Here is a 17761-nt window from a genome sequence, read left to right on the forward strand (position 1 = left end):
CGTCCGCTGGCCGGTGTCCCGTCCGTCTCCCGCCACCGCCCGCAGCCGACCGCGCTGCGCGCAGGCTGCTCCGGTCCGTGCGTCGCTCACAGGGCGCCCTTCGTCGACGGGATGATCCCGGCCGCGCGGGGGTCGCGCTCCGAGGCGTAGCGCAGGGCGCGGGCGAGGGCCTTGAACTGGCACTCCACGATGTGGTGGGCGTTGCGCCCGTACGGGACGTGGACGTGCAGGGCGATCTGCGCCTGGGCCACGAAGGACTCCAGGATGTGCCGGGTCATCGTCGTGTCGTACGAGCCGATCATCGGCGCCATGTTCTCGGGCTCGGTGTGCACGAGGTAGGGGCGGCCGGAGAGGTCGACGGTGACCTGGGCGAGGGACTCGTCCAGCGGGACGGTGCAGTTGCCGAAGCGGTAGATGCCGACCTTGTCCCCGAGGGCCTGCTTGAAGGCGGCCCCGAGGGCGAGGGCGGTGTCCTCGATGGTGTGGTGCGAGTCGATGTGCAGGTCGCCGTCGGTCTTGACCGTCAGGTCGAACAGCCCGTGGCGGCCGAGCTGGTCCAGCATGTGGTCGTAGAAGCCGACTCCGGTCGACACGTCGACCTTGCCGGTGCCGTCGAGGTCGATCTCGACGACGACGGACGTCTCCTTGGTGGTGCGCTCGACCCGTCCTACGCGGCTCATGAGCTCTGCTCCTTCTTGACTGCGCGAACCGCATCCAGGAACGCGTCGTTCTCTTCGGGCGTGCCGGCGGTGACCCGCAGCCAGCCCGGTACGCCGTTGTCGCGGACGAGGACACCCCGGTCGAGGATCTTCTGCCACGCCCGGTGGGTCGCCCCCTCGCCGTCGAACCGCCCGAACTGGACGAAGTTGGCGTCCGACTCGGTGACCTCGTAGCCGATGCCGCGCAGCTCCGTGACGAGCCGGTCCCGTTCGGCCTTGAGCTGTTCGACGTACCCGAGCAGCGTATCGGTGTGTTCGAGTGCGGCGAGCGCGGTGGCCTGGGTGACGGCGGACAGGTGGTAGGGCAGGCGGACCAGCTGCACGGCCTCGACGACGGCCGGGTGGGCGGCGAGGTAGCCGAGGCGCAGTCCGGCGGCGCCGAAGGCCTTGGACATGGTGCGGGAGATCACCAGGTGGGGGCGGCCCTCGATGAGCGGCAGCAGGGACGCTCGGTGGCTGAACTCCACGTACGCCTCGTCGACCACGACCAGGGACGGCTTGGCGGCCTGGGCGGCCTCGTACAGGGCGAGGACCGTGTCGGCGCCGACGGCGGTGCCGGTGGGGTTGTTGGGCGAGGTGACGAAGACGACGTCGGGCCGGTGCCGGGCGACCGCCTCGGCGGCGGCGGTGGCGTCGAGGCCGAAGTCCTCACGGCGGGGGCCGGAGATCCAGCCGGTGCCGGTGCCGCGCGAGATCAGGCCGTGCATCGAGTACGAGGGTTCGAAGCCCATCGCGGTCCTGCCGGGCCCGCCGAAGGCCTGGAGGAGCTGCTGGAGCACCTCGTTGGAGCCGTTGGCGGCCCAGACCTGGCCGGTACCGACCTCGTGCCCGGTGGTGCGGGTGAGGTAGCGGGCGAGCGCGGTGCGCAGTTCGACTGCGTCCCGGTCGGGGTAGCGGTTGAGGCTGCGGGCGGCCTCCCGGACGCGCTCCGCGATGCGCTCGACGAGCGCATCGGGCAGCGGGTACGGGTTCTCGTTGGTGTTGAGGCGTACGGGGACGTCGAGCTGGGGCGCGCCGTAGGCGGACTTGCCGCGCAGCTCGTCGCGGATGGGCAGGTCGTCGGGCCGGAGGTCCGCGGGGTTCTGGGAGGTCACTGCTGCGGCACCTTCCATCCGAACCGCGCCTTCATGGCGGCTCCGTGCGCGGGCAGGTCCTCGGCCTCCGCGAGGGTGACCACGTGGTGGGTGACCTCCGCGAGCGCGTCGCGCGTGTAGTCCACGATGTGGATGCCGCGCAGGAAGGACTGGACGGACAGGCCTGAGGAGTGGCAGGCGCAGCCGCCGGTGGGCAGCACGTGGTTGGAGCCGGCGCAGTAGTCCCCGAGGGAGACCGGCGACCAGGGGCCGACGAAGATCGCGCCGGCGTTGCGGACGCGTTCGGCGACCGCGGCGGCGTCGGCGGTCTGGATCTCCAGGTGTTCGGCGCCGTACGCGTCGACGACACGCAGGCCCTCCTCCAGTCCGTCGACGAGGACGATCGCGGACTGCTTGCCGCCGAGCGCGGGCAGGATGCGGTCATCGACGTGTCTGGTGGCGGCGACCTGCGGCTCGAGCTCGCGCTCGACGGCATCGGCCAGCTCGGGCGAGTCGGTGACCAGGACGGCGGCGGCGAGCGGGTCGTGCTCGGCCTGGCTGATCAGGTCGGCGGCGACGTGCACGGGGTCGGCGGTGGCGTCGGCGAGCACGGCGATCTCGGTCGGGCCCGCCTCGGTGTCGATGCCGATGCGGCCGGTGAAGTAGCGCTTGGCCGCGGCGACCCAGATGTTGCCGGGGCCGGTGACCATGTTCGCGGGGGCGCAGGTCTCGGTGCCGTACGCGAACATGGCGACGGCCTGGGCGCCGCCGACCGCGTACACCTCGTCGACGCCGAGCAGCGCGCAGGCGGCGAGGATGGTCGGGTGCGGCAGGCCGCCGCACTCCTGCTGCGGCGGGGAGGCGAGCGCGACGGACTCCACGCCGGCCTCCTGGGCCGGGACCACGTTCATGATCACGGACGAGGGGTAGACGGACCGCCCGCCCGGTGCGTACAGGCCGACGCGCTCGACGGGCACCCACTTCTCGGTGACGCTGCCGCCGGGTACGACCTGGGTGGTGTGCGGGGCGCGGCGCTGCTCACGGTGGACGGTCCGGGCGCGCCGGATGGACTCCTCGAGGCCGGCGCGTACGGCGGGGTCGAGTTCTTCCAGGGCACGGGCCAGTGCGGAGGCCGGTACGCGGACCTGGTCCAGTTTCACGCCGTCGAACCGTTCGGCGTAGTCGATCAGCGCGGCGTCTCCCCGATGATGTACGGCCTCGCAGATGGGCCGCACCTTCTCCAGGGCGGCCTCGACGTCGAACTCGGCTCGGGGCAGCAGGTCGCGGAGGGCGCCGCCCTTCGGGAGGGCGTCACCGCGCAGATCGATTCGTGAGATCACAGGTCAATTCTCGCAGACGGTTTCCCGCCGCTGGTCGCCCGTATCACTGGCTGATACACGCCACAGCGCCCCGGACTGTCACACCTGACCGTTAGCGTTCAGTCAGTCACACAGCGGGAAGAACGGCTGTACGAACCGCTGGGTGTGCGGCAGTGAGGGGGCGGCGGTGACCGAGGGGCAGGCGGGGCGGGACCAGGAGGACACCGATGTGCCCGGTGGCCTCACGCCCGCGGAGCTGACGATGTGGCGGGCGTTCCGGGTCGGCACGTGGTGCGACCTGGCCGAGGAGCATCCGGTGCTCGACGACCCGTTCGCACCGCGTCCCTGGCCGGAGGGACGGCGGGTGCGGGCGGAGGTGGTGGCGCGGCTGCTGCTGTCCGGGCCGCCCGCGCAGGCGGGCAGGGTGCCGGCGCTGAAGCTGCGCGGTGTGGTGGTCACCGGGACGCTGGATCTGGCGGGCGGGCACATAGGGCCGTACGTGGAGTTCCGGAGGTGCCGGTTCGAGGAGGAGGTGGTGCTGCCCGAGTCCCGTTTCAAGACGCTGCGGATGGTGGGCTGTGCGATCCCCCGCCTGGAGGGGGCGAGGCTGCACACGGAGGGGGACCTGCACCTGCCTCGCTGCCGGGTGGACCGGGGCGTGCGGCTCACCGACGCGCAGATCGGCACGGACCTGCTGATCAGCCAGATCCATGCGGAGCCGGACCGGCGCGGCAGGGCGATCGTCGCGGACGGTCTGTCGGTGGCACAGGACCTGCAGGCCGAGCTGATCGAGACGTACGGGGAGTTCAGCCTGCGCGGCGCGAAGGTGGGCGGCTCGCTGAGTCTGCGCGGCAGCAGGCTGCGCGGGGCGGAGGGGCGGAGAGCGTTGAACGCCCCGCAGCTCTCGGTGGAGCGGACGCTGTACATGACGTACGCATGGGTGAGCGACTCCGTGGGCGGGCCGGGCGACTCGCTGGGGGGTACTCCGCCGTACGGGCTGGGCGACGTGCACACGCCGATGCGGGGGACGCGGATGCGGGCCTTCGAGTGCCACGGGGCGGTGCGGCTGGACGACGGACGGTTCCAGGACGCGGTCGACCTGCGGCACGCCCGGTTCCTGCTGTCGTCGGCCCGCAAGGAGGAGCTGTCGATGCGCCGGATCGTCACGCCGGAGCTGCGGTTCATCTGCGAGCGGCCGGAGGAGGGACGGGTGGTGCTGAACGGGGCGAAGGTGGTGACGCTGGTCGACCAGGCGGTGAGCTGGCCGGGCCCGGGCGGGCTCGCGCTGAGCGGCTTCGTGTACGAGAACCTCGTGCCGTACGGGCCGTTCCCGCTGTCCCGGCGGCTGGAATGGGTGGCGGCGGCGACCCCGGAGTACGGGCCGGAGCCGTATGAGCGGCTGGCGACGGTGCTGCGGGCGAGCGGGGAGGACGCGGACGCCCGGGAGGTGCTGCTGGCCAAGCAGCGGCGGCGCCGCGAGACACTGCCGCTGGCAGCGAAGCTGTGGGGCTACCTCCAGGACTGGACGGTGGCGTACGGCTACCGGCCGGGGCGGGCGATGGTGTGGATGGCCGTGCTGTGGGCGGCCGGTGCGCTGGCCTTCTCCTGGTACGAACCGGTGCCGATCAAGGACGACGAGGCGCCGCACTGGAACGGGGCCCTGTACACGCTGGACCTGCTGCTCCCGGTGATCAACCTGGGGCAGGAGGGCTACTGGCGGATGCCGGGCGGATGGCAGTGGCTGTCGGCGGGGCTGGTCCTGGTCGGCTGGATCCTGGCCACGACGGTGGCGGCGGGCGCGTCCCGACTGCTGCGGCGAAGCTGAGCGAGCGGGCACCACGAGGGGGTGACCGGCCCGGGAAGCCGGCCCCGGGGAGGCGCGGGCGCCACCGGCGGGGGGGCCACGAGGGCCCGGACACCGGGGGCACGGGCTGCGGGCACTCCGGGTCGAGGGGCGATCGGGGCCGGGGGCGGAGTCACGTCGCTCGGGCGGCCACAGGGGCCCGGAGGCCAGGAGTGTCCCGGGACACCACGGGGCCCGGGGCCGCGGCGGCCCTCGTGTCCTCAGCGAGCCCGCTCACGCCCCGGGGGGGCCACAGGCCACGGGGACGTGGGAACGAGGCACCGCGGAGGAAGAGCGGAGGCGGAACCACGGGCCGCGGGCGACCACGCTCACCGAGTCCCCGGACGCCGCCACGACGCGGGCACCGCGAGTGCCCGCATGTGGTGCGGGGTCCCGGAGGCCGCAGGCACACGGGAACCACCGGTGCCACGGGCCCGGGGGCGCTGCGGCCCGGGTGCCGCGGGGGTCCTCGCACGCGGCATGGCAGCCCGCCACCACCCGCCGCGGGGCCCGGGAACCACGGGGGCGCCATGTGTGATCGGGGCGGCCATTAGGCTTGGCCGCTGTGACCACCGCTCGCCTGCCCCTCTTCCCGCTGAACGCGGTGCTGTTCCCGGGCCTCGTCCTGCCGTTGAACGTCTTCGAGGAGCGGTACCGCGCCATGATGCGCGAGCTTCTGACGGCCGACGAGTCGCAGCCCCGCCGCTTCGCCGTGGTGTCGATCCGCGACGGGCACGAGGTCGCGCGGACCGCACCCGGCCTGCCCGACCCGACGGCGCTGCCGGAGAAGGGCCCCGCGGCCGGCTTCGGGCCCGACCCGATCACCTCGTTCCACCGGGTGGGGTGCGTCGCGGACGCGGCGACCATCCGGGAGCGGGCGGACGGCGGCTTCGAAGTGCTGGCGACCGGCACGACCCGCATGCGGCTGCTGTCGGTGGACGCGAGCGGCCCGTTCCTCACAGCGGAGCTGGAGGAGCTGCAGGAGCGGGAGGGGGAGGGTGCCGGCGCGCTCGCGGAGGGTGTGCTCAGGGCCTTCCGCGCCTACCAGAAGCGGCTGGCCGGGGCCAGGGAGCGGTCCCTGGCGACGAGCGCCGAGCTCCCCGACGAGCCGTCGGTCGTGTCGTACCTGGTCGCCGCGGCGGCGGTGCTGGACGGCCCCACGAAGCAGCGGCTGCTGGAGTCCCCCGACACGGCGACCAGGCTGCGCGAGGAGCTTCGGCTGCTGCGCGCCGAGACGGCGCTGCTGCGGCACCTGCCGTCGCTGCCCGCGGTGGATCTGACGCAGAACCCGACGAACCCGAACTGAGCGGAGGACGGCGGACGGTGGCGAAGAAGACGAGGAAGCAGTCGGCGGGAACCCCGGCGACGGTGGCGCTGACCGCCGCGGGCACGCCGTTCACGGTGCACACCTACGCGCACGACCCGGCGTCCGCGTCGTACGGCGAGGAGGCGGCGGAGGCGCTGGGCGTGTCGCCGGACCGGGTGTTCAAGACCCTCGTCGCGGACGTGGACGGCACGCTGACCGTGGCGGTGGTGCCGGTGGCCGGCCATCTGGACCTGAAGGCCCTGGCGGCGGCGGTGGGCGGCAAACGGGCGGCGATGGCCGACCCGGCGGCGGCCGAGCGCACGACCGGCTACGTCCGGGGCGGCATCTCCCCGCTGGGCCAGCGGAAGCGCCTCCCGACGGTCCTGGACGCGTCGGCCTCCCACCACGAGACGATCTGCGTCTCGGCGGGCCGCCGGGGCGTGGAGGTGGAGGTGTCGCCGCGTGATCTGGCGGCGCTGACGGGGGCGGTGCTGGCGGAGATCGGCCGGGGTTAGGGGATCGGGCGGTTCGCCTGCACCCGTATGGCGCCCGCCCGTCACGCAGCGGGATCCCGGCGGCCGAGGGTGTCGCCCGGGGAGCCGGAACGGCCGCGAGCTGAGCCGGCGGCGTTCGTCGCGGTGTGCCCGCCTCGTCGCCATGCCGGGTCTGGGTGGCGGTGGCGGTCCCGGACGGCCGGCGCACGTCGGTCCCGCCGGTGGCGGAGCGGCTGCCGAACGGATCCGCGCAGACCTCGCAGCGGTCCGCGAACGGGTCGGGGCCGCTCGTGGGCCGGGGCACCGCCGGAACGGGCCCGACCGGCGTCCGGGAGCACACTCCCCCGAGGTGCGGAAGAAAGGGGAGGTCCGGAGGCACTGCCCCGGTTCGGGAAAGGGACGGGGTGGGGTGGGGGCTAACCGACCGGCGGCCCGCCCCAGGGCTCCGGGTCCCGGATGGTGAACAGCGCCGTCAGGCCCAGGTGCGTGACCATCGCCGCGACCGGCCACGCCAGCAGCGCCCCGTAGGCCCGCAGCTCCAGCGGCGCGTCGAACACGACCCCCTCGCCCACCGCCTCGGCATGGGCGACCACATCCTGGGTCGGCCCCAGCAACGTGCCCGTACCCCAGCCCAGCAGCGACCCCAGCAGCCCGCCCAGCGCGAGCCCCACGACGACGGCGACGCCGCCCTGCCGCCGCGCCAGGTACACCCCGGCCGCGGTGACGACCCCGAAGCCCAGCGCGAGCAGCACGAAGACACCGTCCGCGCCGACCGCGCTCTCCCCTTCCGTCTCCTTCAGCAACACGGCCGTGCCGTTCGAGACGAGCGGGATACGCGGCGCCAGCCACACCCACAGCAGGCCCAGCAGGAAGCCCGTGACGGCGACCGCGAGCAGCACCAGGGCGCCGGTCCGTACCTCGGCGGTCATGTCCGGCGCCGGTGCCTCGCCCTCGCCGTGCGGATACGCGGCCCCGGGACGGCGCGGCGGCCAGCCGGCCGGGCCGTCGTTCGGAACGTCAGGGTTCTCGTGGTGCACGTCGTCACTCGGTGGCTGGTGGGGTGGGGTCAGGGGTGCCGTCACTCTGTCATCCTGCCAGGCGACGACCGGGCCCGCCTCAACGGAGCAGCGCTCAACGGACCGCCGCCCTGCGGTACGCCCAGGTCGCGACCGCCAGCGAGGCGACACCGACGGCCGCGCAGACCGACAGGTCCAGGACGACAGCCGTCCAGTCGGGGTGGGCGTCGAAGGTACGGGCGAGGGCCTCCACCCCGTATGTCGACGGCAGCAGGTCCCGCGCCCAGTCCACCGGCCCCGGCAGCCGCTCGGGCGGCAGCACCCCGAGCAGCAGCGCGGCCGACATGCCGAGCTGGCCGAGCAGCGTGGCCAGCTCCGGTCGCGGCGCCAGCAGCCCGAGCGCGGCGCCCAGACCGGCGAGCGCGGCACCGGCCAGCGGCACCACGGCGGCCAGCACCCACAGGTGGGTGAGCGGCAGCCCGAACAGCAGGGAGCCGACGACGGCCGTGACCGCCGTGCCGGGCGCCGTGAAGGAGGCGTACGCCCCGGCCGCGCCGAGCACCACGGCGGCGGGCGGCACGGGCAGGGTGGCGTAGTGGTCGAGCCCCCCGCTGGCCCTCAGCTGCCCGAAGTACTGGGCGAGCAGGTTCAGCGCGACGAACGCGACGACGAGGACGGACGACCCGGCGACCACCGCACGGGCCTCGGCGCCCCCGTCGACGACGCCACGCATCAGGACCATGATCCCGACGGACTGGAAGGTGGCGACGAACAGCAGCGGGATCCGGGCGACGCGGGCCCGGGAGAGCTGGGCCCGGTACACCGCGGCGAGCGCGGGCAGCAGCCGGGCCCGCGGGGCGAGCGGCGCGGCGGAACGCTCACGTACCGCGGCGGCGGCCGGTCTCGCGGCCCCCGCCGAAGGCGCCTCCACAGGCAAGGTGCTCACAGTTCCTCTCTCCCGTTCTCGTACCCGGCCCGTACAGGGTGCCCGGGTCGGCCGAGCCACCCTGGGCGTCCTGGGCACTCCAGCCGTCCATACGGCCCGGGGCGCCCTGCTCGTTCAGGCCGCTCCGGTCGTCGCGTCCGCCCGAGCCGTCCGCGCAGGCCTCGGAGCCCCGGGAGCCGGGAGCACCCCGGCTCCGCAGCCCGACCCGGCCGTCCACCGTGCCCCGGTGCCACGCCGACGTCCCGCCCCGTCACGCCTTGACCAGCCCCTTCGCCGTCTCGCCGCCGAGTGCGAGGTACACGTCCTCCAGGCTGGGCGTGGCGAGGGTGAAGTCGTCGAGGGCGGCGAAGGCCGCACCGCCGGTGACCGCGGCGACCGCCGCGCGGGCCTCGTCGGGAGAGAGGCGCAGGACCCAGCGGCGGCCGGACTCGTGGGCGGAGGCGCGCAGCGCGGCCACCTCGGGGACGTCGAGCGGGGCACGCTCGCGCCACACGAGATCGACGCGGACCTCGTCGGCCACGCGTTCCTTCAGCCCGGCCGGACTGTCGCAGGCGATGACCCGTCCCCGGTCCAGCACGGCGACCCGGTCCAGCACGGTCTCCGCCTCGATGACGTTGTGGGTGACCAGCAGCACGGTCGTTCCGTGCTCGGCGCGCCGCCGGTCGAGGGCCGCCCAGACGGCGCGACGGGCCACCGGGTCCATGCCCGTGGTCGGCTCGTCGAGGACCAGCAGAGGCCGCTCCCCCACCAGCGCGGCGGCGACGCAGGCGAGCCGCCGCTGGCCGCCGGACAGTCTCCTGAGAGGCCGGGAGGCGAGCGGCCCGAGCCCCAGTTCGTCCAGGACGGCGTCCCGCTCGGCGCGCGCGTCGCGGGCGGTGAGGCCGCGCAGCCGCCCGGTGGTCTCGGCGGCCAGGGCGACGGTCAGCTCGTCGAGCGCGGTGGATTCCTGGCCCAGGTACGCGATGAGGCGGGCGGCCCGTTCCGGGTGCCGTACGAGGTCGTGCCCGAGCACCTGGACGGTGCCGGAGTCGGGGCGCATCAGCCCGGTGAGCTGGCGGACGAGTGTGGACTTTCCGGCACCGTTGGGGCCGAGCAGGCCGAAGACCTCGCCGCCCCGCACCTCCAGGCCGACCCCGTCGGTGGCCCGCACCTCGGGGGTGGCGGGCGCTCCGCGCCTGCCGCGCGCGGCGGGGTACGTCTTCACCAGCTCCCGCACCACGCACACCGTACTCACGAGGGACGAGCCTAAGGGGTCGGACGGCCCCGGCTGCGCGCGGGTCGGCCCCTGGCGGGCCGCTACTGCGGGGCCGACGTGCTTCCGCCTCCTCCTGACCCGCTGCTCCCGGCAGTGTTCGCGGCTGCGGCGCGGACGTCGATCTCGCGCCAGAATCCGGCCCGGATGGCGTAGCGGTCGTGCTCGTCGATCTGGTCGTCCTTGTGGGCCAGGAGGCCGAAGCGGGCGGCGTAGCGGAGGAGTTCGCCGTCGATGCGGTGCGGGATGCGGGGATACATGCTGGACAGGTTGTCCACGTGGTGGGACTCGGGGAGCCGGTCCATCCAGCGGCGCGCGAAGACCTGGCCGACCTCGAAGGGATCGCCGCCGACGGTGGTGATGTCCTCCTCGCGGTCGGCCCAGCGCTGCTCCGCGCTGGTGAGCTGGGCGAGGGTGGGAAGGGAGGCGGTCTCGGCGGGTTCGCCCAGGGCACCGGGGCGGTCGATCCAGCCCCGGTCGGAGGACCACCGGAGGGTCGCGTTGGCGGGGGCGGGGGCGGACTGGTGGCCGGGGGCGCGCAGTCCGGCCAGGTCCTTGGGGGTGGGAACGCCCCTGGGCGCGCCGACGGCGGCGGAGGTGCTGCCGGAACCGGAGGAGGTGCCGTCGGCGGCCGCACCGTCGGAGGGGGCGGTGCCGGAGGCGGGGGCGGTGTCTCTCGGTGGGGTGCCCGGGGGGTGGGTCGGGGTGCCGTTGCCGGAGCCGCCGCGTTCGCCGGAGGCGGCGAGGGCGGACTCGGGCAGCGGCGCGGCGAGGATCGCGGCGATCTCGGGACGGGGCGCGGGAGGCGGGGCGCAGGGCCCGGTGAGGTCCTTGGCGCGGACGGCGCGGGTGATCCAGGCCCGGTCGAGGACGCGTCGCTCGTCGGCTTCCGCGACGAGGTCCTCCGACTGGTTGTAGTCCCCGTCGGCGGCCTGCACGGCCCACAGGTGCACGGCGACGCCGTGTTCCTTGGCGGACATCAGGCCGGGCAGCAGGTCGCCGTCGCCGGTGACCAGCACCACGTCGGAGCAGGCGCGGTTGCGGGCCAGCTCGGTCAGTTCGGCGTGCATGGCGGCGTCGACGCCCTTCTGGGCCCAGCGTCCGTCGCTTCGGGTCAGGGCGCCGAGCCGGACGGTGACCCGGGGCATGACGCGCAGCCTGCGGTGCTCGGGCTGCGGGACGCGGTCGGGGGCGCCGTCGAACCAGTAGATCCGCAGCAGCGGCTGCCGGGTGTCGGCCTCGGCGCCTTCCCGCAGTGCGTGGACGAGGGCGGCGTGGTCGACGGTGATCCGGGAGCGCGCCGGCTCCCCGGCGATGAGGCTTGCTGCGGCGCCGAGCAGATAGCCGGCGTCCACGAGCACGACGCAGCGGTCCACGTGTTCCACCCTCTTTCGGGAACCTCGGGATCGGGAGGTTGCTTCGGGTTTCCTTCGAGTCTGCCCGACTACCGGAGTCTTAACGGCCGGAACGCGATCTTCGGCGTGGCGCCTCACCGTACGCGTTCGGCGGCGTTCTGACCACGCCTTCGGAGCACCTCGGGGACGAACGCCGCGTGACCACGCTCCGTAGTGATCCAACATGCGGGGTTTGTACGGGTGTGTGAGGCTGACAGCGGCCCTGGCCCCTAGCACCCCCCACAGGAGGCACCACCATGGCCAAGAACAAGAAGCAGGACCGAAGTCAGAAGGGCGCGTCGCAGGCCGAGCGGGAGGCCCAGCAGGCGAAGAGCGCGTCGATGGAGGAGCGGGCGAAGAGCGCCGTGGAGGCGACTCCGGGCGATGTCGCGCGCAAGCACCGGGAACGCCGCTTCGGCCACAACTGACGCGCCCGGAAGACGTACGCACGCCAGAGGGGCGCGCCCGTGGGTGACGGGCGCGCCCCTCTGGTGTGTCCGCGCGGGGGGTACGGGGCCGGGGGTCAGCCCGCGAGGCAGGACGGCCCGAGCAGCCCCTTGAGGTCGCCGTAGAGGGCGGGGTCGGGCTGGACCCGGTGCCGGTCGAGCCGCAGGACGGTGGTCTTGCGGGGGCCCTGCAGCTTGATCCGCACCTCGGTGTTGCCCTTGTGGTGGGTGAGGATCTCCCCGAGGCGGCTGACCATGGGCGGGGTGACCTTCAGGGCGGGGATGGTGATGGTGACGGGCGCGTTGGTGCCCGCGTCGCTGAGGTCGGGGACCATCAGCTCCATGGCGACGAGCCGGGGGACGTCCTCGCGCTTGTCGAGCCGTCCCTTGACGAAGACGACCGCGTCCTCGATGAGCTGGGTGGAGACCAGCTGGTACGAGGCGGGGAAGAACATGCAGTCGATGGAGCCCGCCAGGTCCTCGACGGTGGCGATGGCCCAGGCGTTGCCCTGCTTGGTCATCTTGCGCTGGAGCCCGGAGATGATGCCGCCGATGGTGACGATGGCGCCGTCGGAGAGGTCCGCGAGCTGGGCGATGGAGGCGTCGGCCTTGTCGGTGAGGATGTGCTCGATGCCGAACAGGGGGTGGTCGGAGACGTAGAGGCCGAGCATCTCCCGCTCCTGGGCGAGCAGATAGGCCTTGTCCCACTCGTCCTCGGAGAACTCGACGTCGAGGCCGAAGCCGGGCTCGCTGCTGGTCTCCTCCCCCATGCCGCCGAAGAGGTCGAACTGCCCGATCTCCTCCTTGCGCTTCACCGCGACCACGTTGTCGATCATCGGCTCGTGCTGGGCGACGAGGCTCTTGCGGGTGTGGCCCATGGTGTCGAAGGCCCCGGCCTTGATCAGCGACTCGACGGTCCGCTTGTTGCAGGCGACGACCTCGGCCTTGTCGAGGAAGTCGGGGAAGGAGGAGTACTTCCCCTTCGACTTGCGGGTCCTGATGATCGACTCGACGACGTTGGTGCCGACGTTCCGCACGGCGGAGAGGCCGAAGAGAATCACGTCGTCGCCCTGGGCGGCGAAGTTCGGCTCCGACTCGTTGACGTCCGGCGGGAGGACCTTGATCCCCATGCGGCGGCACTCGTTGAGGTAGACGGCCGACTTGTCCTTGTCGTCCTTGACCGAGGTGAGCAGCGCCGCCATGTACTCGGCGGGATGGTTGGCCTTGAGGAAGGCGGTCCAGTAGGAGACGAGTCCGTACGCGGCGGAGTGCGCCTTGTTGAAGGCGTAGCCGGCGAAGGGGACCAGCACGTCCCACAGGGCCTGGATGGCCTCGTCGCTGAAGTCCTTCTCCCGGGCGCCCTTCTGGAAGAGGACGAAGTTCTTCGCCAGCTCCTCGGGCTTCTTCTTGCCCATGACGCGGCGGAGGATGTCGGCTTCACCGAGCGAGTAGCCGGCGATGATCTGGGCGGCCTTCTGCACCTGCTCCTGGTAGACGATCAGGCCGTAGGTGACGTCCAGGACCTCCTTGAGCGGCTCCTCCAGCTCGGGGTGGATCGGGGTGATCTCCTGCTGGCCGTTCTTGCGCAGCGCGTAGTTGGTGTGCGAGTTCATGCCCATCGGGCCCGGCCGGTAGAGGGCCGAGACGGCGGAGATGTCCTCGAAGTTGTCGGGCTTCATCAGCCTCAGCAGGGACCGCATGGGGCCGCCGTCGAACTGGAAGACGCCGAGGGTGTCGCCGCGCTGGAGCAGCTCGAAGGTCGTGGGGTCGTCGAGCGGGAGGCTCAGGAGGTCGATGTCGATCCCCTTGTTGGCCTTCACCATCTTGACGGCGTCGTCCATGATCGTGAGGTTGCGCAGGCCGAGGAAGTCCATCTTCAGCAGGCCGAGCGACTCACAGCTCGGGTAGTCCCACTGGGTGATGGTGACGCCGTCGGTGTGCCGCACCCAGACCGGGACGTGGTCGGTGATGGTCTCGCTGGACATGATCACGCCGGCGGCGTGCACACCCATCTGGCGGACCAGGCCCTCCACACCGCGGGCGGTGTCGATGACCTTCTTCACGTCGGGCTCGTTCTCGTACATCCCCCGGATCTCGCCGGCCTCGCCGTAGCGCGGGTGCTGGGGGTCGAGGATGCCGGAGAGCGGGATGCCCTTGCCGAGCACGTCGGCGGGCATGGCCTTGGTGAGCCGGTCGCCCATCGCGTAGGGATAGCCCAGGACGCGCGCGGAGTCCTTGATCGCGTTCTTGGCCTTGATGGTGCCGTACGTACCGATCTGGGCGACCTTGTCGGCGCCGTACTTCTCGGTGACGTACCGGATGACCTCACCGCGCCGGCGCTCGTCGAAGTCGATGTCGACGTCGGGCATGGAGACGCGCTCGGGGTTGAGGAACCGCTCGAAGATCAGGCCGTGCGGGATGGGGTCGAGGTCGGTGATGCCCATGGCGTACGCCACGATCGAGCCCGCCGCGGAGCCTCGTCCGGGGCCGACGGCGATGCCGTTGTTCTTGGCCCACATGATGAAGTCGGCGACGACGAGGAAGTAGCCGGGGAACCCCATCTGGATGATGACGTCCATCTCGTACTCGGCCTGCTTCTGCCGGTCCTCGGGGACGCCGCCCGGGAAGCGGCGCTCCATGCCGCGGCGCACCTCCTCCTGGAACCAGGTGACCTCGGTGTAGCCCTCCGGGATGTCGAACTTCGGCATCAGGTCGCGCTTCTCGAACATCCCGGCGGTGTCGACCTGCTCCGCGACCAGGAGCGTGTTGCGGCAGCCCTCCTGCCAGGCGTCCGAGGAGTCGATGGCGTACATCTCGTCGGTGGACTTGAGGTAGTAGCCGGTGCCGTCGAACCTGAAGCGGTCTGGGTCGGAGAGGTTCTTGCCGGTCTGGATGCACAGCAGGGCGTCGTGGGCGGTCGCCTCGTGCGCGTAGGTGTAGTGCGAGTCGTTGGTGACCAGGGGCGGGATGCCGAGTTTCTTGCCGATCTCCAGCAGGCCGTCGCGGACCCGGCGCTCGATCTCGATGCCGTGGTCCATCAGCTCCAGGAAGTAGCGGTCCCTGCCGAAGATGTCCTGGTAGTCGGAGGCCGCCTTGAGGGCCTCGTCGAACTGGCCGAGGCGCAGCCTGGTCTGGAGTTCTCCGGAGGGACAGCCGGTGGAGGCGATCAGGCCCTCGGACCACTGGGCGATGGTCTCCTTGTCCATCCGCGGCCACTTCTGGAGCCAGCCCTCGGCGTACGCGTCGGAGGAGAGCCGGAAGAGGTTGTGCAGGCCCGTGGCGTTCGCGGCCCAGATCGTCTTGTGGGTGTAGCCGCCGGAGCCGGAGACGTCGTCGCGCTTCTGGTGCGGCTGGCCCCAGGTGACCTTGCGCTTGTTGCGCCGGGACTCGGGGGCGACATAGGCCTCGATGCCGATGATCGGGGTGACCCCGGCCTTCTTCGCGGAGTGGAAGAAGTCGTACGCCCCGTGGAGGTTGCCGTGGTCGCTCATGGCGATATGGGTCATGCCCATCTCGTTGCAGGCGTTGAACATGTCCTTGAGCCGCGCGGCACCGTCCAGCAGGGAGTACTGGGTGTGCACGTGAAGGTGCGTGAACGGCGGCTTCGACACGGTTGCGGCCTCCGGGGGTCCTGGGCTTGCGGAGATGAGGGGTCAGCTCGGAAGTCTACGGCTCCGCAGTGACACCGGAGGCGCGCCGCGATCCGTAACGGTCACATTCCGGGCCGCCGCCGGGGGCCCGTTTTTAGGGGGCCCTTACACGCGCGCGTGGCACACTCTCGGACTGATGGAAGACATGGCCGGGACCCAGCTGAGGGGGGTGCGGGCGGCGTTCTTCACGGCGCTGGTCGTGACGCTGTCCGTCGCCTCCCATGTGCTGCTGTCCGGTGTGCCGCTCCCGCTGACCGCCGTGCTGGCGGTCGCCGGGGTGGTGTTCGCCGCGGCGTACGCGCTGGCCGGGCGGGAGCGCGGCTTCTGGGCCATCGCGGGCCTGCTGGTGCCGCTCGAACTGGCGGCCGACACGGTCTTCACCGTCGGCCAGGACACCTGTTACGGCCCTTCGGGCGGCCCCGTGGCGGGCTCGCTGCGGGCGGTCGGGCTGGACGTGCTGTGCGGCGACGCGGTGGGGACGCCCCTGCCGGGGGTCGCCGTGCCGGACTCCGCGGTGGCCGCGCTCGTGCACTCCCCGGACCCGGCGGTGCCGTGGCTGCTGCTCACCGCCCATGCCGCGGTCGGGCTGGCCGCGGCCGGCTGGCTGCGGCGCGGTGAGGCCGCGCTGGCCCGGCTGCTGCGCGCGGTGGCGACGCTGACGTTCAGCCCCCTGCTGGTCGCGTGCGCGGTGGTGGGCGCGGCGGTACGCGGCGACGGCGGGCCGCGGGGCGGGGCCGTACGCGGGCGGGAGCGGGCCCGGGTGTCCCGGGCCCGCCTGCTGGTGCATTCCGTGGGGCGGCGGGGCCCGCCGTACCGGGCCGCTCTCACCTGAGCGTCCGCCCCGGAGCCGTGCCGCGGCTCCGGCGGACCCGTACGGCATCACCCCACCGACGTTTTCCTGAGACGGAGAGACATCACCATGAGCGCACGCAACAGCAGGGCCAACAAGGCCGCGGCACGGGAGCGCCTGCGGCAGGAGCGGGAGCTCCAGGCGAAGCGCGACAAGCGCCGCCGTCAGCTCACGGTCGGCCTGGTCGGCCTGGGCGTCCTGGCCCTCACCGGCGGCATCGGCTACGCGGTCGTCCAGGCCAACAAGCCGGCCCATTGGGAGGCGGCGAGGAACCAGTCGCTGGTGAAGCCCGCCAACACCTCGGGGGAGAACGGCACCACGATCGTCATCGGCAAGAAGGACGCCGAGAAGACCCTTGAGATCTACGAGGACGCACGCTGTCCGGTCTGCGCGGGCTTCGAGCAGGCCGTCGGCGACGAGCTCCACAAGGATGTCAAGGAGGGCAAGTACAAGCTCCAGTTCGTCGGCGCCACGTTCCTGGACGGCGACGACCTGTCCGAGGACAGGGTCGGCGCCTACGGCGAGGGCTCGAAGAACACGCTCAGCGCGCTGGGCGCGGCTCTCGACGTGAGCACCGACGCCTTCCTCGACTACAAGGCGGCGTTGTACTCGGCCGAGTTCCACCCGGAGGAGTCCGACGACAAGTTCAAGGACGACGCCTACCTGATCAAGGTGGCGGACACCGTGGACGCGCTCAAGGACAACAAGGAGTTCCGGAAGAACGTCGAGGACGGCACGTTCGACCGGTGGGCTCTTGAGATGTCGAAGAAGTTCGCGGAGAGCGGCGTAAGCGGCACGCCGACGCTGAAGATGGGCGGCGACAAGCTCACGGCCGAGGGCACGGACAACCCGCCGATGACCGTGGCCCAGTTCCGCGCGGCGGTGGACAAGGCGCTGGCCAAGTAGCGCGGACGGAGGCCGGGAACGGCGTGCCGGACGGCGGACGGACCGGACGGCACGCCGCGGTCCCGTGACACGGGCCGCGGACGCTCCCGAAGGGGATCACCGGCCCTCGCATGTGAGGGGGCCCGGACGCTCGACCACGCGTTCTGACCACACACGGGGCCGGGCACCCATGAGAGGAGAACTCGTGATCCCGCAGAAGGAAACCATTCATGTCATGACCATGACTGATTTTGCCCGCCACCGGGACCACCCCGGCCATCGCCGCCAGGAACGACCACGCGTTCACCACGGGCTCCGGGCCCGGCGGGCGGGCGGAACTCCGGGCGGGCGGCGAGCACATCGGGACCTGCGGCATCCGGGCGACCCCGAGGGCACGAAGGTGACCACCAAGGCCCGCCTCAGGGACGGCGCGAAGGGCGTCCCCGGATTCTGCGGCTCCAGCCGGAACGGCGCGGCCGGCGGACGCGGGGACGGCCGCCGCGGCGGGGGAGGCGGCGTCGCGGAGACGCCGGACGGCCCCGGCCCGCCGACGGCTTCCGCTCCGGTG

The 17761-nt window shown here is 72.6% G+C and carries 15 protein-coding genes; 7 read left to right on the plus strand and 8 right to left on the minus strand.

Translation table 11 applies throughout. The features are described from left to right. Positions 1 to 86: 86 nt before the first annotated feature. Genes hisB through hisD form a run of 3 tightly spaced genes read right to left on the minus strand, consistent with a single transcriptional unit; the run spans position 87 to position 3132 of the window. Positions 87 to 680, minus strand: coding sequence for an imidazoleglycerol-phosphate dehydratase HisB (hisB, locus tag I3F58_RS10235; RefSeq protein ID WP_240107981.1), 594 nt, complete (start codon positions 678 to 680; stop codon positions 87 to 89). Next, complete coding sequence (locus tag I3F58_RS10240) at positions 677 to 1813, minus strand: histidinol-phosphate transaminase (RefSeq protein ID WP_240107982.1); 1137 nt, start codon at positions 1811 to 1813, stop codon at positions 677 to 679. Before I3F58_RS10240 ends, hisB begins: the two co-directional genes overlap by 4 nt. Further along, the gene (gene hisD, locus I3F58_RS10245) at positions 1810 to 3132 is read right to left on the minus strand and encodes a histidinol dehydrogenase (RefSeq protein WP_240107983.1); all 1323 of its coding nucleotides are present in this window, start codon (positions 3130 to 3132) and stop codon (positions 1810 to 1812) included. The genes I3F58_RS10240 and hisD overlap by 4 nt, the downstream gene beginning before the upstream one ends. A 241-nt stretch (positions 3133 to 3373) precedes the next feature. Here hisD and I3F58_RS10250 point away from each other — a divergent pair, with 241 nt between their 5' ends. The 3 genes from I3F58_RS10250 to ybaK all read left to right on the plus strand — a co-directional run bounded on the left by I3F58_RS10250 (position 3374) and on the right by ybaK (position 6775). Next, positions 3374 to 4936 carry an oxidoreductase gene (locus I3F58_RS10250; protein WP_240108017.1) on the plus strand — a complete coding sequence of 521 codons (1563 nt, stop codon included), beginning with the start codon at positions 3374 to 3376 and terminating at the stop codon, positions 4934 to 4936. Between the two features lie 583 nt (positions 4937 to 5519). After that, positions 5520 to 6260, plus strand: coding sequence for an LON peptidase substrate-binding domain-containing protein (locus I3F58_RS10255; RefSeq protein WP_240107984.1), 741 nt, complete (start codon positions 5520 to 5522; stop codon positions 6258 to 6260). Positions 6261 to 6277: 17 nt separating this feature from the next. After that, a complete protein-coding gene (gene ybaK / locus I3F58_RS10260; protein ID WP_240107985.1) occupies positions 6278 to 6775 on the plus strand; it encodes a Cys-tRNA(Pro) deacylase in 498 nt (165 codons plus the stop codon). Positions 6776 to 7170: 395 nt separating this feature from the next. On the opposite strand, the gene I3F58_RS10265 is transcribed toward ybaK, so the two are convergent. From I3F58_RS10265 to I3F58_RS10280, 4 genes are all read right to left on the minus strand, one after another. Further along, the gene (locus I3F58_RS10265) at positions 7171 to 7836 is read right to left on the minus strand and encodes a DUF2567 domain-containing protein (protein ID WP_240107986.1); all 666 of its coding nucleotides are present in this window, start codon (positions 7834 to 7836) and stop codon (positions 7171 to 7173) included. Between the two features lie 49 nt (positions 7837 to 7885). Beyond that, the gene (locus tag I3F58_RS10270) at positions 7886 to 8716 is read right to left on the minus strand and encodes an ABC transporter permease (protein WP_374207941.1); all 831 of its coding nucleotides are present in this window, start codon (positions 8714 to 8716) and stop codon (positions 7886 to 7888) included. A 250-nt stretch (positions 8717 to 8966) separates the two neighbouring features. Continuing rightward, positions 8967 to 9941, minus strand: coding sequence for an ABC transporter ATP-binding protein (locus I3F58_RS10275; protein WP_240108019.1), 975 nt, complete (start codon positions 9939 to 9941; stop codon positions 8967 to 8969). Positions 9942 to 10012: 71 nt separating this feature from the next. Continuing rightward, positions 10013 to 11344 carry an NYN domain-containing protein gene (locus tag I3F58_RS10280; protein WP_240107987.1) on the minus strand — a complete coding sequence of 444 codons (1332 nt, stop codon included), beginning with the start codon at positions 11342 to 11344 and terminating at the stop codon, positions 10013 to 10015. A gap of 275 nt (positions 11345 to 11619) precedes the next feature. Between I3F58_RS10280 and I3F58_RS10285 the strand changes: the two genes are divergently transcribed. Continuing rightward, positions 11620 to 11790 carry a hypothetical protein gene (locus tag I3F58_RS10285; RefSeq protein WP_240107988.1) on the plus strand — a complete coding sequence of 57 codons (171 nt, stop codon included), beginning with the start codon at positions 11620 to 11622 and terminating at the stop codon, positions 11788 to 11790. A gap of 95 nt (positions 11791 to 11885) precedes the next feature. Here the strand turns inward: I3F58_RS10285 and dnaE are convergent, their stop codons facing one another. Further along, positions 11886 to 15419 (minus strand): DNA polymerase III subunit alpha, encoded by a 3534-nt coding sequence (gene dnaE, locus I3F58_RS10290; protein ID WP_240107989.1) that lies wholly within the window; start codon positions 15417 to 15419, stop codon positions 11886 to 11888. A 184-nt stretch (positions 15420 to 15603) separates the two neighbouring features. Between dnaE and I3F58_RS10295 the strand changes: the two genes are divergently transcribed. The 3 genes from I3F58_RS10295 (at position 15604) to I3F58_RS10305 (ending at position 17597) form a co-directional block, all read left to right on the plus strand. Continuing rightward, positions 15604 to 16290, plus strand: coding sequence for a hypothetical protein (locus tag I3F58_RS10295; protein ID WP_240108020.1), 687 nt, complete (start codon positions 15604 to 15606; stop codon positions 16288 to 16290). 87 nt (positions 16291 to 16377) lie between these two features. Then, positions 16378 to 17214 (plus strand): thioredoxin domain-containing protein, encoded by an 837-nt coding sequence (locus I3F58_RS10300; protein ID WP_240107990.1) that lies wholly within the window; start codon positions 16378 to 16380, stop codon positions 17212 to 17214. Between the two features lie 230 nt (positions 17215 to 17444). Beyond that, positions 17445 to 17597: a hypothetical protein gene (locus I3F58_RS10305; RefSeq protein ID WP_240107991.1), complete on the plus strand. Its 153-nt coding sequence runs from the start codon at positions 17445 to 17447 to the stop codon at positions 17595 to 17597. The last annotated feature ends 164 nt before the right edge of the window (positions 17598 to 17761 follow it).

Source organism: Streptomyces sp. MUM 203J (assembly GCF_022414595.1).
Lineage (GTDB): Bacteria > Actinomycetota > Actinomycetes > Streptomycetales > Streptomycetaceae > Streptomyces.